This is a genomic window from Rufibacter roseus (assembly GCF_001647285.1).
GTDB classification, from domain to species: domain Bacteria; phylum Bacteroidota; class Bacteroidia; order Cytophagales; family Hymenobacteraceae; genus Nibribacter; species Nibribacter roseus.
The window spans coordinates 1-12,351 of sequence record NZ_LRML01000028.1 but is presented as its reverse complement, the minus strand read 5'-3'; the positions used below and the strand labels follow the sequence as shown (position 1 = coordinate 12,351).

The 12,351-nt window shown below is 47.9% G+C and carries 12 protein-coding genes; 11 read left to right on the top strand and 1 reads right to left on the bottom strand.

Annotation, left to right across the window (positions count from 1 at the left end; translation table 11 throughout):
- The coding region (locus A8O23_RS21790; RefSeq protein WP_204377727.1) for a hypothetical protein at positions 1-243 on the top strand (243 nt) is incomplete at its 5' end.
- A gap of 71 nt (positions 244-314) precedes the next feature.
- Here the strand turns inward: A8O23_RS21790 and A8O23_RS20975 are convergent.
- Positions 315-773, bottom strand: coding sequence for a DUF2059 domain-containing protein (locus tag A8O23_RS20975; protein ID WP_066626057.1), 459 nt, complete (start codon positions 771-773; stop codon positions 315-317).
- Positions 774-917: 144 nt separating this feature from the next.
- Here A8O23_RS20975 and A8O23_RS20970 point away from each other — a divergent pair, with 144 nt between their 5' ends.
- The 10 genes from A8O23_RS20970 to A8O23_RS20925 all read left to right on the top strand — a co-directional run bounded on the left by A8O23_RS20970 (position 918) and on the right by A8O23_RS20925 (position 12,303).
- The gene (locus A8O23_RS20970) at positions 918-1,448 is read left to right on the top strand and encodes an NUDIX domain-containing protein (protein ID WP_066626048.1); all 531 of its coding nucleotides are present in this window, start codon (positions 918-920) and stop codon (positions 1,446-1,448) included.
- Between the two features lie 240 nt (positions 1,449-1,688).
- On the top strand, positions 1,689-3,932 hold the full coding sequence (locus tag A8O23_RS20965) for a GH92 family glycosyl hydrolase (RefSeq protein WP_074988455.1): 2,244 nt from the start codon (positions 1,689-1,691) through the stop codon (positions 3,930-3,932).
- A gap of 104 nt (positions 3,933-4,036) precedes the next feature.
- A complete protein-coding gene (locus A8O23_RS20960; RefSeq protein WP_066626045.1) occupies positions 4,037-4,594 on the top strand; it encodes a hypothetical protein in 558 nt (185 codons plus the stop codon).
- Between the two features lie 245 nt (positions 4,595-4,839).
- Positions 4,840-7,392: a DNA ligase D gene (gene ligD / locus A8O23_RS20955; protein ID WP_066626040.1), complete on the top strand. Its 2,553-nt coding sequence runs from the start codon at positions 4,840-4,842 to the stop codon at positions 7,390-7,392.
- A gap of 7 nt (positions 7,393-7,399) precedes the next feature.
- Positions 7,400-8,422, top strand: coding sequence for an SDR family NAD(P)-dependent oxidoreductase (locus tag A8O23_RS20950; protein ID WP_066626037.1), 1,023 nt, complete (start codon positions 7,400-7,402; stop codon positions 8,420-8,422).
- Positions 8,423-8,578: 156 nt separating this feature from the next.
- Entirely contained in the window at positions 8,579-8,962 is a 384-nt protein-coding gene (locus tag A8O23_RS20945; protein ID WP_066626034.1) for a CZB domain-containing protein, read from the top strand.
- 135 nt (positions 8,963-9,097) lie between these two features.
- Complete coding sequence (locus tag A8O23_RS20940) at positions 9,098-9,328, top strand: hypothetical protein (protein WP_066626032.1); 231 nt, start codon at positions 9,098-9,100, stop codon at positions 9,326-9,328.
- A gap of 219 nt (positions 9,329-9,547) precedes the next feature.
- Positions 9,548-10,474: a M48 family metalloprotease gene (locus A8O23_RS20935; RefSeq protein ID WP_239693471.1), complete on the top strand. Its 927-nt coding sequence runs from the start codon at positions 9,548-9,550 to the stop codon at positions 10,472-10,474.
- 153 nt (positions 10,475-10,627) lie between these two features.
- A complete protein-coding gene (locus A8O23_RS20930) occupies positions 10,628-11,551 on the top strand; it encodes a M20/M25/M40 family metallo-hydrolase (protein ID WP_082883205.1) in 924 nt (307 codons plus the stop codon).
- A gap of 275 nt (positions 11,552-11,826) precedes the next feature.
- Positions 11,827-12,303, top strand: coding sequence for an RlpA-like double-psi beta-barrel domain-containing protein (locus A8O23_RS20925; RefSeq protein WP_066626028.1), 477 nt, complete (start codon positions 11,827-11,829; stop codon positions 12,301-12,303).
- Positions 12,304-12,351: the final 48 nt, after the last annotated feature.

The following is a 12,351-nucleotide window of genomic DNA, read 5'->3' as shown; positions in this document are numbered from 1 at the left end:
CCTGTTTTAAGAAAAACAGGCCTAAAACAGAGGGCTTTTGTCATGAATACTAATGTAAGTCTAGCTTCTTTTAAGTTCTTGTCTGCAACCTGTTTAGTAGGAGCCAATAGCAACCGTCGCACTTTCTGTGGTTTCCGCCAGCAAGCAGAAAAGCTTTGCAAGCTGAAATGTGAGAGAGAGTACCAACAAGGGCAGCGGCAATCTCTAAATTGTGTGCTTTACAAAACAGGTTCCATGATGTGAAGGGCAGACGCAACAAAAAAGCCAGATTCTGTAAAAGAAACTGGCTTTTTTGATTAACAGTAAAAGAAGAACTAGTTGCCTTCCTTCATTTTATCCATAACAATTTGCTGTAGCTCAGGTAAGTGAGACTGTAGGCTCTCTTGACCGATCTTCATGCTTTCAATGGCTAGTTTGCTTTGTTTGCTAGCCATTTTTTTGCCGGTAGGGGTGTTAAAAAAAGCAGTCATATCTTTCAATTCCTTTTCAGTAAACTCCGCCACATATAGTTTGATCAGGTCTCCCTTGATTGCATCCCAGTTCATGTGCTTAGAGAAGAAAGCGCGAACTTCTAATTCTGCTGCCTTCAATGCAGGCACCTGTTCCATTTGCATAGTAAGCATTTGCTGGATATTATCTTCCAGGGCCTTGGGTGTGCCCATGATTAAGAGCAAATTTTCAGCGGCTTTCTGGTGGCTGCTTTGCGTTTGAGCCACGGCTCCGCTGGTTAAGAATAGGAGCATGAACAGCCCCAAAAAGAAATAAATTTTCATAAAAAGTTAGAATGGTAATAAACACTTTACGAATGTAACTATAATTTGGGGCATTATCCTATTTAAACATAGGCTTATTCGGCTAATTAACTTGTTTTAAGTACCTGCGTACGAACCACCAGAAGTAACTACAAACATATTTTCATGGAAATAACCAACAAAGAAACTGTTTACCAGGGGCACTACCGTTTGCAGGTATACACCGTAAAAAGCGGGCAGGAAGAGTTTAAACGCGAAGTTTTTCAGACGGGCAAAGCGGCGGCAGCCATTGTATATGATACCAATAAGCAGAAGTTCATTTTTGCCAAACAATACAGGCCAGCAGTAGAGCAGGAGGTACTGGAGGCGGTAGCCGGCATGCTGGATGCTGACGACGAAAAACCGGAAGAAGCTATTGCCCGCGAAGTAGAAGAAGAAGTTGGTTATGAGGTAGACAAGCTGGAATACATTTCAGAATTTTACCCCTCGCCAGGTTCTTGCCAAGAAAAAATCTTTTTGTTTTATGCCGAAGTCAGTCATAAATCAGGCGAAGGAGGGGGAAAGGATGATGAAAATGAGGACATAAAATCTGTTGAAATGACGGCAGAAGAACTAGTTAGTTACAATTTTGTTGATGCCAAAACCTTGATTGGAGTGCAGTGGACAAAAACCAACGTACTGCCGAAACTTACGTGACACAGAAGAGATTAAGCAAGTCCACACATTTGCCAGCCCCAGTTGTTTTCGGCCTGTTTTTACTAAAACAGGCCGAAAAACAACTGGGGCTGATTTCTTATGCTTATTTTTAAAATTTCAGGAGTGGAGTATAGGGTTGTTACAGTCCTGGTTTGTTTAATTTTCTAATTTTAACGCCATAACCTTTAGTGCCTATAGCTGCTGCATAAAGCTGTAGCGTTATTTAATAGAAGGAGTCTCATGAGAAAAAGCTTTTTGCCCGCGCTGTTCGTGCTGGTTTCTGTATGGATAGGTTGCGCCCCAAGAAAAAGCACCACATCAACTAATGCTTCAGCTAAAGTATCAGTAGTAGATCCTTTCATTGGTACAGGTGGGCATGGGCATACGTATCCGGGGGCAGCAATGCCCTTCGGGATGGTGCAGCTAAGCCCTGACAATGGCACCCAAGGCTGGGACTGGTGTTCTGGCTACCATTATTCAGACAGCTTAATTGCCGGGTTCAGCCACACGCATTTAAGCGGCACCGGAATTGGCGATTTAGCTGATATTTCCATGATGCCTTACTATGCTTCTGAAGTTGAAAAGAAGGAAAGGCAGAAGTTCAGCCACCAAAATGAATTTGCGGAACCTGGCTTTTACGCAGTTACCCTAAACAACGGCATAAAAGTGGCGCTTACCGCTACTGACCGCGTAGGCATGCACCAGTACACCTTTCCAGCAGATTCTGTCAAAGCAATTTCACTTGACCTAGGCTTTGCCATAAACTGGGACAGACCTACGGAGACCATCATTACGCAGGTGAGTGATACGCTGGTAACCGGCTTGCGCAAGTCTACGGGTTGGGCAAACCAGCAGTGGGTGTATTTTGCGGCTGTTTTTTCGCAGCCCATCAAGCAACTGATACTAAAAGAGAACGGTAAGGTGGTGAGTGGGAAATCGGCTACCGGAAGTAAGACGCGGGCAGCCCTGTTTTTTGAAAAAGGGCAGGCTCCGCTTCTGGTAAAGGTTTCTATCTCCAGTGCCAGCGTAGACGGGGCTTTGGCCAATTTAAAAGCCGAGGCGCCCAACTGGAATTTTAACAAGGTGGTGGCTAATGGAAAAGCCAAGTGGGCGCGGGAGTTAGGAAAAATAGAAGCGAGTTTCATTGAACCCGTCATGGACACCATCTTCTACACCGCCCTTTACCATACTTACTTGGCGCCTACCTTATTTTCAGATGTAAAGGGTCAGTACAAAGGGAACGTAGATGTGGTAAGAACCAGACCCTTTAACCGCCATACCGTGTTCTCGCTATGGGATACTTTCCGAGCCGCTCATCCGCTGTACACCATTACACAACCTGAAAGGCAGCCGGATTTCCTGAATTCGTTGTTGGCCTCTTACCAAGAGTTGGGGTTACTGCCCGTGTGGGAGCTTTCGGGCAATGAAACCAACACCATGACCGGTTACCACGCTGTTCCTGTTTTAGCCGATGCTATTTTGAAAGGGTACCTGCCGGAGAAACAAGAAGAGGCGTACAGCGCTATGGTAGCCAGTGCTTCGCAGAACATCAGAGATACCGACGATTACCGTACCTACGGTTTTATCCCCGCCGATAAAGGCGGTCAGTCGGTGACCAAATCGCTGGAGTATGCCTATGATGATTGGTGCATTGCGCAGGTAGCCAAGAAGCTAGGGAAAGAAGAAGACTACCAGAAATACCTCAAGAGAGCCGCTGGGTACCGCTACCTCTTCGATCCTCAGACGCTGTTCATGCGCGGCAAAAACTCCGATGGCAGCTGGAAAACGCCTTTTGATCCTTTCTACTCAGATCACGGTGAAGACGCAGCCTACGTAGAAGGCACTGCCTGGCAACACAGTTGGTTTGTGCCGCATGACGTGAAAGGGCTCATCAATCTCTTCGGCTCAGAGAAAAAGTTTGTGCAGCACCTTGATTCTACCTTCAACGTGACATCGCAAATGACCGGAAACAATGTGTCACCAGATATTTCGGGGCTGATTGGGCAGTACGCACACGGTAACGAGCCCAGCCACCACATTGCTTACCTCTATAACTATGCTGGTCAACCCTGGAAAACGCAGGAACGGGTCAGAAACATCATGGAGGTGATGTATCGTGTTCAGCCAGATGGTTTGGCCGGTAACGAAGACTGCGGACAAATGAGCGCGTGGTACGTGTTCAGCGCCCTCGGATTTTACCCTGTGAACCCCGCTGATGGCAACTATGTATTGGGAAGCCCTTTGGTAAAACATGCTACTATTCAATTGCCAGAAAACAGAAAGTTTGAGGTTACTGCCCAAAACAACAGCGCCCAGAATGTTTACGTGCAGCAGGTGTTCCTGAACGGTAAACCATTGAACCGGTCTTACATTACCCACGCCGAGGTGATGCAGGGCGGGCACCTGAAGTTTGTGATGGGACCAGCGCCAGAGAAAAGCTGGGCTACTGCACCGGCCGCCTTTCCGCCGTCTATGACTCGGTGAAATGGCTGCCTCTGGTATTTTGGCTCTGTAGAATTAACTCATCTTGCATACTGCCGTACACTAGAAGCATGAACCTTACATGTTTCATTTAAACTAATAAACTCATGGCAGAGCAAGATAAAAACAACAATACACCGCAAATGAGCGGAGACGGAAGCAATAACAGCCAAAACGGAAACCAGGGAGACGGCGTTTTCGCAGACCATAACTATGGCACTAAAGCTGAAGGCGGAAACACTGCCAACTATGACAAAGACGGCAACCGTGATGTAAACGACGCCGGCGGTCGCATAGATGATGGCCAGGCCCACGACGACAAAAACGGTGGCGGTGATGTACTGGGCCGCCAGGGCGGTGGTTATGGTGAAAAGAAGATGGAACTGGGGCAACAGCCAACCGGTGACAAATTCCAGCCGACTCACGACCAGGAAAGTGACAAAGACACAGGCTATGGCACCCATGCCGGTGGTTTAGGTGACAGCCACAGCGGGTTCAAAGGAAACCACAATGGCAACGACGGTACCGGTGGTGGCCGCAGCAGCGGACACGCTGGCCACGGAGGAAACCCTGAGGACAACAAATACTCCCCAGGCGCCAAAGGAGGCCGCGATGACAACGGCAATCCGAACATTGCCGGCCGCGGTTCCAGAAACGAATCTTAATTATACAGTAGTACAGCAAAGGCCTGCCTCTTTATAAGGGGCAGGCCTTTGTTTTTGAGCTGTTTTCTGAAAAGCAGCCCTAAAACGCAAGATTCAGTCACCACTCATGACATCTTCTCCAGCTACCAAGCCACCTAAATGGTTTCATCCGTAAAAGGCAGAAAGTTTAAGTGGGGGTAATAAAGTACAGTCAACCAATCTGCTGTTCTCCTTCATCAACTGACAACCTACAACAGAAAACTCATATGAGTCTGGAAGAATATAACCAAAAGCGGCACTTCAATAAGACACCCGAGCCAGAGGGAAAAGAAGCCAAAGGCAAAGGAGCGTTGAAGTTTGTGGTGCACCGGCATCAGGCCTCAAAGCTCCATTATGATTTTAGGCTGGAGCTAGACGGAGTGCTAAAAAGCTGGGCTGTACCCAAAGGACCGTCCATGAACCCAGCAGACAAGCGACTGGCGGTAGAGGTGGAAGACCACCCCTATAGTTACCGCACGTTTGAGGGCGACATTCCGAAAGGAAACTACGGCGCCGGACACGTTGAAATTTGGGACGAAGGTACTTTCCACGCCGTAGGAAACCTCCCCCGCAAAGAAGGTGAAAAGCTGATGCTGCAGGAGCTGGAGGAGGGGAGACTTCATTTTGTGCTAGACGGCAAGAAGCTGAAAGGCGAATTCTCTTTGGTGAAAATGAAAGGCCGCCAGAAAGATGCTTGGCTCTTACTTAAAAAGAAGGATGATGACGCTGTGGAGGAGCCTTATGACGCTGAAGATTTTGCAAAAGGTGCAAAGAAAAAATCAACTTCAGCAACCACTGCCAAGAAGAAAGCTGCTACTAAAGCCAGCAGCGGCAAATCAGCAACATCAGCCAATGGTAAGAATTCAGCCATGCCGCACAACATTGTGCCCATGACCGCCAAACTCACCGACGGCCCTTTTGACGATGAAGACTGGATTTTCGAAGTAAAGTGGGACGGTTACCGAGCCGTGGCTGAAGTGGCAGACGGTCACGTGGAACTATACTCCCGCAACGGAAAATCTTTTAAAGAAAAGTATAGTCCGGTAGTAGAAGCGCTGGAAAAGCTGCCGCATGAGGCAGTGCTTGACGGGGAGTTGGTAGTGCTGGACAAGAAAGGCAAAGCAGACTTTCAGGCCCTGCAAAACTACCAGAATACACCCTCAGAACACCTGTACTACTACATCTTCGACCTACTTTACCTAGACGGCCAAGACCTCACCCAAGAGCCCCTGCTCAAGCGGAAAGAACTGCTGGAAAAAGTGTTGTCTAAGGCGAAAAATCCTTTGCGGTACAGCGAGCACCGAGTGGGCGACGGCACCAAGTTCTTTAAGGAAGCACAAAAAGGAGCTTGGGAAGGAATAATGGCCAAAGCCGCACAAAGCAAATATTTAGTTGGCAAGCGCTCAGCGGAATGGCTGAAAATCAAAACGCATTTGCGGCAGGAGGCGGTCATTGCCGGCTTCACTGAGCCCAAAGGCAGCCGCAAGCACATTGGGGCGCTGGTGCTAGGCGTGTATGAAGGCAAAGAACTAAAATATGTGGGTCAGAGCGGCAGCGGCTTTAACACCAAAAGCCTGAAAGAGCTAAAAGAAAAGCTGGAGCCGTTGGTGCAGGAAAAGTCACCGTTCAAGGAGAAAGTAAGCCTGACCCGTGATGTCACCTGGGTGAAGCCGGAGTTGGTATGCGAACTGTCTTTTGCCGAGTGGACAGCAGACGGCCAAATGCGTCAAGCCATCTTCAAAGGGCTTAGGGTTGACAAAAAGGCCAAAGACGTGGTGCACGAAAAAGCTATTTCAGAGGAAAGCCAGCCTGCAAAGGCTACTTCCTCTAAATCGGCTGAAAAATCAAAAACAGCCCCAAAACAGAAATCAGGCAAAAAGGAGTTGGTGCTGCAGTTAGACGGGCAGGAGGTACACATCAGTAGCCCAGACAAGCTGTATTGGCCCGAAGAAGGAATCACGAAGCAAGATTTGGTGGAATATTACCAGACCATAGCCGATGTGATTCTGCCTTATCTGGTGAACAGGCCAGAGTCGCTGTTGCGGCACCCCAACGGCATCACCAAACCCGGCTTCTTCCAGAAAGAGGTTGGTGACCACGCTCCGGAATGGGTGCAAACAAAAGAAATAAGGGCAGAATCTACGGGCAAAGACGTAAACTACCTCGTTTGTCAGGACAAAGCCACGCTCGCCTACCTGAACAACTTAGGTTGCATTCAGCTCAACCCCTGGAATTCCCGCCTGCAACATTTAGAAAACCCAGATTACCTGGTGCTGGACCTAGACCCTGGCGAGAACACCTATGATGAAGTGGTGGAAGTGGCGCTTACCGCTAAAAAGGTGCTGGACGAGCTTGAGATACCGGTATATGCGAAGACATCGGGGGCAACAGGTATGCACCTGTACGTGCCGCTGGCGGCCAAATGGCCGTTTGAGCAGGTAAAAGAACTGGCACATTTACTGGCCCAGCGAATACATGAACAGCTACCCAAGCTCACCAGCTTGGAACGAAGCCCTAAGGAGCGGCGCAAGCAAATTTACATTGATTACCTGCAAAACGCCATCGCGCAGACCATTGCCGCGCCGTATTCAGTACGTCCGCGGGTAGGGGCCACGGTCTCCACACCCCTGCAATGGAAAGAAGTGAAAACCGGGTTGCACCCTTCGCAGTTTACAATCAAGAACGTGCCCCAACGCGTAAAGAAGTTAGGCGACCTCTTCGCTCCGGTATTGGGTGAGGGCATTGACGTGGCCGAGTATCTGAAGAAACTTAAAAAGTAACCATACTATGAAAACCAAAACTAAAAATAACCTCCTGCTGGCAGGTGCTGGCTTAGGCGCTCTTTTCGCCCTTCGCACCATTTCACGGCGCAGACATGAGTTCTCCTTTAAAGACCGTACTGTATTGATTACAGGCGGAAGTCGTGGGCTTGGTTTGGTTCTGGCTAGAATGTTTGCTGAACAGGGCGCCAAAATTGCCATCTGCTCGCGCACTCAGGAGCAACTTGACGCTGCTTGCCAGGAGCTTAAATCCGGTGGTGCCACCGTCATGGCTTTCAACTGCGACGTGAGCAGCCAAACGCAGGTGAAGCGTATGATAAAAGAAATAAAGGAGACGCTGGGGCCAGTAGAAGTACTTATCAATAACGCCGGAGTTATTTCAGCGGGACCGCTGGAAGAAATGACCGTAGCCGATTTTGAGGAAGCTATGAAAATTCATTACTGGGCGCCGCTGTACACCATGCTGGAAGTTATGCCCGAAATGAAAGCCCGTGGCGAAGGCCGGATTGTGAACATTGCCTCCATTGGTGGTAAGGTAAGCGTGCCGCACCTGTTGCCTTACAGCGGCAGTAAGTTTGCTTTGGTGGGCTTGTCAGAAGGTTTCCGGTCAGAACTGTTGCAGCACGGCGTACACGTCACTACCATCAACCCTGGCCTCATGCGCACCGGCAGCGCCCGCAACGCCTTCGTGAAAGGGCAGAATGAAAAGGAGTACGCCTGGTTTGCCATTGCTGATGCCAATCCCATTATTTCCCTGGCCGCCGATGACGCTGCCCGCCAAATTATGAACGCCTGTCGCTACGGCGAGGCAGAGGCAACCTTAGGGCTGAACGCCAAATTTGCTAGTTGGGTGCACGGCCTTTTCCCCGGTTTGGTCACCGACGTCTTCTCCTTGCTAAACCAGTTCCTGCCCGGCCCAGGGGGCATAGGCGAAGAGCGGGTAAGAGGGTATGAGAGTGAATCAGAAATAACCCAGTCTCCGCTCACGGCACCGCTGCGCAAAGCAGAGCGGGCTAATAATGAGCTGTAGGTCTTTTTGTTTTAGGGCTGTTTTTAGAAAAGCAGCCCCTAAACAGAAAAAGATGATGTCTTCAAGTATTTCTGGGGTACAAAAGTAAATTGGGAGCAATTTTTGTTTCTTGTCAAAACACACACAGTAGGGGGGAGCTGATAAAAACTATAATAGATGGCTAGTAAGGAGGAAAGGAATTATAATGAAACTATCAGCAAACTTGATTTTGAGCAGGCGCGCATCAAGCACGTGTTATTCAAGTCTAAAATTCGTGCTTTGTTGTACGGTGCCAACATTGACACAGAACCTGTCATCTCTACTACTGCCTGTCCGTTAGGCAAATGGATTTATGAGGTTGCCATTCCCCGCATTGGTCACTTGCCAGAGGTGAAAGAGCTAGAAAAAGTACATGATAACATGCATAAAGTAGCCCGTAACCTGTGGGAGTTGTACCAGAAAGGGCAGCAAGAGCAGGCGCTCGAGGGCCTCAATAAAGTGGATGATACGGCGCATGGATTACTTGGTCTGCTAGACGCAATAGAAAACAAAGTTTCTTGACCTTTCTTTTTGCCCACTGACAGACGCTGCTCTGCCAATTAGGTAGAAAGCAAGAACTTTTTCGGGCGCCTTTAGTACAAGAATACAGGCCAAGTGCAAAACGGAGGCTGCATGTTTTACTTAAGAGATACAGTTATGAAAGACGAAAAAGATAATAAATCAGTAAATAAAACGCATCAGGGCATACAGTCAGAACGTGAGCGCCAAAGTGCCAGCGATGACGATATGTACAAACGTTCTATGACGGGCTATGACTCCACGAAGCAGGACGTGAATTTTACAGGTACGGAGAAGACTGCGGCCGCCAACACCATTGACGAGCGCGATAATAACGACGGAGACGCCAACAACGAAAACAACTATTAATAACAATCCAAAGCCCTTAAATAAACTTTAAGGGCTTTTTTGTGCTCCATCCGGAACTAAAAAAATATTTATAGAACAAGAGCTTGACCAGGTATTTTTGGCCTGCTTTTCTAAAAATTGGCAAAAAACTTGCTACTATTTAAATAGCAATTTATAAGCAGCTGAAACGTTGAATCAATTAGCGTGTTCTTCTGTTTTACTTATACTATGGAAAAGCATATGAAAAAGGTTCTTTTAACTGTACTTGCCAGCGTAATGATGGCTGGTGCCACCGTGGCTCCCTCCATGGCTGAAGCCAAAAAAGGAGCTGACCAATCATACACTACTACCGCCGCCACCGGAGCACGAGATATCATCAGCGAAATTATTGATGTGGTGGGCCTAAAGCCTCGGTTTGAGGTTAGAGCTGCCAACGTGCCCAACGCCGCCGCGGTCATCATGAACGGACAACGCTACATCTTATACAACGAGCGCTTTGTAAGCTCTTTGAACAATGCCCTCAAAACTGACTGGGCCGGCGTTAGCATATTGGCCCACGAAATTGGCCACCACCTGAATGGGCATACATTGTCTAAAACGGGCAGCAATTTAAGAGACGAGCTGGAAGCTGATGAGTTTTCAGGCTTTGTGCTGCGTAAAATGGGGGCTAGTTTAAGTGAAGCGCAGGCCGCCATCAAGGTACTCGCCGATGATGAAGACTCATACACTCATCCTGGTAAAAGCTCTCGTTTAGCCGCTATTAGCCAAGGTTGGCGAAACGCTGAAACGCAAATTTTAGCCAGTGCCAAGGCCGGCACCCCAAACAGACAAGTGGCCGCATTGAGTCGCCCAGCACCTAGCCAACAGGCAGTGGTGTCAAACGCCAGCGCCAGACGCTCATCTAGCGCGTCTAGAATGCCAGCTCAGTACATTCTGCGTCAGGTAAAGTTGCAGGGAGCGCCTAACGAGCGCATTTACGTAACTACCAACTTCAACCTGGTGCGTGAAACGTCTGAAGGAATTGAAGTGATAGGTAAGCTGGAGAAAACCAATAACCGCAGCTACCCTTACGTGCTGGAAAGCCGCTACTTCTCTTCCATTTTTGTGAGCACCGACGGTATGCTCTTGAATGAAAACGGACAGCGGGTGGGCATCATGACCACATAGCAAATAAATTTTAGTGTTAAATTCACTTAAAAGCGCCGCCTTGAAAAAGGGGCGCTTTTCTGTTTTAGGCTTATTTTCTGAAAAAAAAGCTTAAAACAGAACTTCTGAAGGAGGAGTAAATGCAACATTAAATTTTTGCTGTATCTTTTGCCTATGAATAGATTCGTTTCATTTATGCGTTTGTCGCCGGTGATCCTGGGCGTCTGCAGCCTGGGCTTTTTTTCGTGCGCACAACAAAATGTGCCGGTGACAAACCAGGTGCTTCTTGATGTTGAAATATTAGCCGCCGACTCTATGGGTGGGCGCTTGCCCAATACCTCGGGCCATGCTAAGGCGCAAAATTATTTGGTGCAGCGGTTTAAGCAGGTAGGGTTAATGCCTATAGGAAACGGGTATCAGCATGAGTTCTCCTTTACTCCCCGAGGTGCCAATGCTCCCGTTACCGGAGTAAATTTGGTAGGTATGATACCGGGCAAATCAGAAAAAGCTCTTGTTATTACCGCGCACTACGACCACATAGGTACTATTAACGGAAAAGTATTCAACGGCGCCGATGATGATGCCTCTGGTATAGGAGCCATTCTGGCAATTGCCGAACACTTTAAAAAAGAAAAGCCGGAGCATACGTTAATTTTTGTGGCTTTTGATGCTGAGGAGCAAGGGCTGCAAGGTTCTAAGGCCTTTGTAGAAAATCCGCCTATCGCGCTGAGTCGAATTTTGCTCAACGTGAACCTGGACATGGTAAGTATTTCAGATAAAAATGAGCTGTACGCTTCTGGTACTTATCATCATCCGTGGGTAAAGCCAATTTTAGAGCAAGTAAAGCAGCCAGAGGGTTTCAACCTGAGATTTGGCCATGACCGCCCAGAACAAGGCCACGATGACTGGACGCTTCAGTCAGACCACGGTTCGTTCCACCGGAAGCAGGTGCCCTTTGTTTACTTTGGGGTAGAAGACCATTCGCATTATCATAAAGAGACAGACGAGTTCCAGAACATTCACCAGCCTTTTTACCTGAAGGCTGTAGAGTTTCTGGTGAAGGCAGTACAGGCCCTTGATAAGCAGTTGCCACAGTAATTTATTCCGCTAAAATTAAGTTTATAATCTAATTGAAAAACAGGCTTTAGTACTCTAGCCAGAATATTAAAAATTTAGCTGCGCCACTTTCTATAAAAAGAGAGTGGCGCAGCTCTTTTTAAGCTGCTATCTCTGCTCAAGTGCTGGCATGAAGAAACGGTGATATTGAACTGCAGTTGTAGATAAAATGTAACGATTCCGTTAAAAATAACCATTTTTCTTGTGCGGCGTTAAAGACCTAATTGCTAAATAGATGTTCCACCAATGAAGCAAGCATGGTCAAAAACCAAACATTAGGATTAGTTTTGCTGGTGCTTTTCCCATTTCTGAAGGAAATAACAGGGTCTACCACCCCAGCTCCCGCAAAATCATCCGCTGTTCGTCCGCTGCTCATAACGGCTCCGGTAAAACCCGCAAAGCCAACTTTTCAGGTAAGCGCCTCGGTGTATTTCCCTGAAGCTGAGCAAACCGATGACACCCCCCTCATTACCGCCGACGGCTCTAAAATCAATGAGAAAAATCCGCGCAAACACCGTTGGCTCGCCTTGTCCAGAAACTTGCTGTCACGCTGGGGCGGTATCATCAGCTACGGTGATTCAGTTAAAGTAGAAGGCATTTCAGAAGAACTAGATGGCGTTTACGTAGTGCGTGATGCCATGCACCGCCGCATCAAAGACCGCGTTGATATTCTAGTAGGCCCCAACGATAACATCATGGGTTTCTGGGAAGACGTGAAACTCACTAAACTGTAATTCAAAGTTCAACCTAAAAATGCGAGCGCCCAACCTTTTGAAGGTTGG

Coding starts and splice junctions, on each gene's coding strand:
- A8O23_RS20975 (WP_066626057.1), bottom strand. CDS start 773: ATGAAAATTTATTTCTTTTTGGGGCTGTTCATGCTCCTATTCTTAACC.
- A8O23_RS20970 (WP_066626048.1), top strand. CDS start 918: ATGGAAATAACCAACAAAGAAACTGTTTACCAGGGGCACTACCGTTTG.
- A8O23_RS20965 (WP_074988455.1), top strand. CDS start 1,689: ATGAGAAAAAGCTTTTTGCCCGCGCTGTTCGTGCTGGTTTCTGTATGG.
- A8O23_RS20960 (WP_066626045.1), top strand. CDS start 4,037: ATGGCAGAGCAAGATAAAAACAACAATACACCGCAAATGAGCGGAGAC.
- ligD (WP_066626040.1), top strand. CDS start 4,840: ATGAGTCTGGAAGAATATAACCAAAAGCGGCACTTCAATAAGACACCC.
- A8O23_RS20950 (WP_066626037.1), top strand. CDS start 7,400: ATGAAAACCAAAACTAAAAATAACCTCCTGCTGGCAGGTGCTGGCTTA.
- A8O23_RS20945 (WP_066626034.1), top strand. CDS start 8,579: ATGGCTAGTAAGGAGGAAAGGAATTATAATGAAACTATCAGCAAACTT.
- A8O23_RS20940 (WP_066626032.1), top strand. CDS start 9,098: ATGAAAGACGAAAAAGATAATAAATCAGTAAATAAAACGCATCAGGGC.
- A8O23_RS20935 (WP_239693471.1), top strand. CDS start 9,548: ATGAAAAAGGTTCTTTTAACTGTACTTGCCAGCGTAATGATGGCTGGT.
- A8O23_RS20930 (WP_082883205.1), top strand. CDS start 10,628: ATGAATAGATTCGTTTCATTTATGCGTTTGTCGCCGGTGATCCTGGGC.
- A8O23_RS20925 (WP_066626028.1), top strand. CDS start 11,827: ATGGTCAAAAACCAAACATTAGGATTAGTTTTGCTGGTGCTTTTCCCA.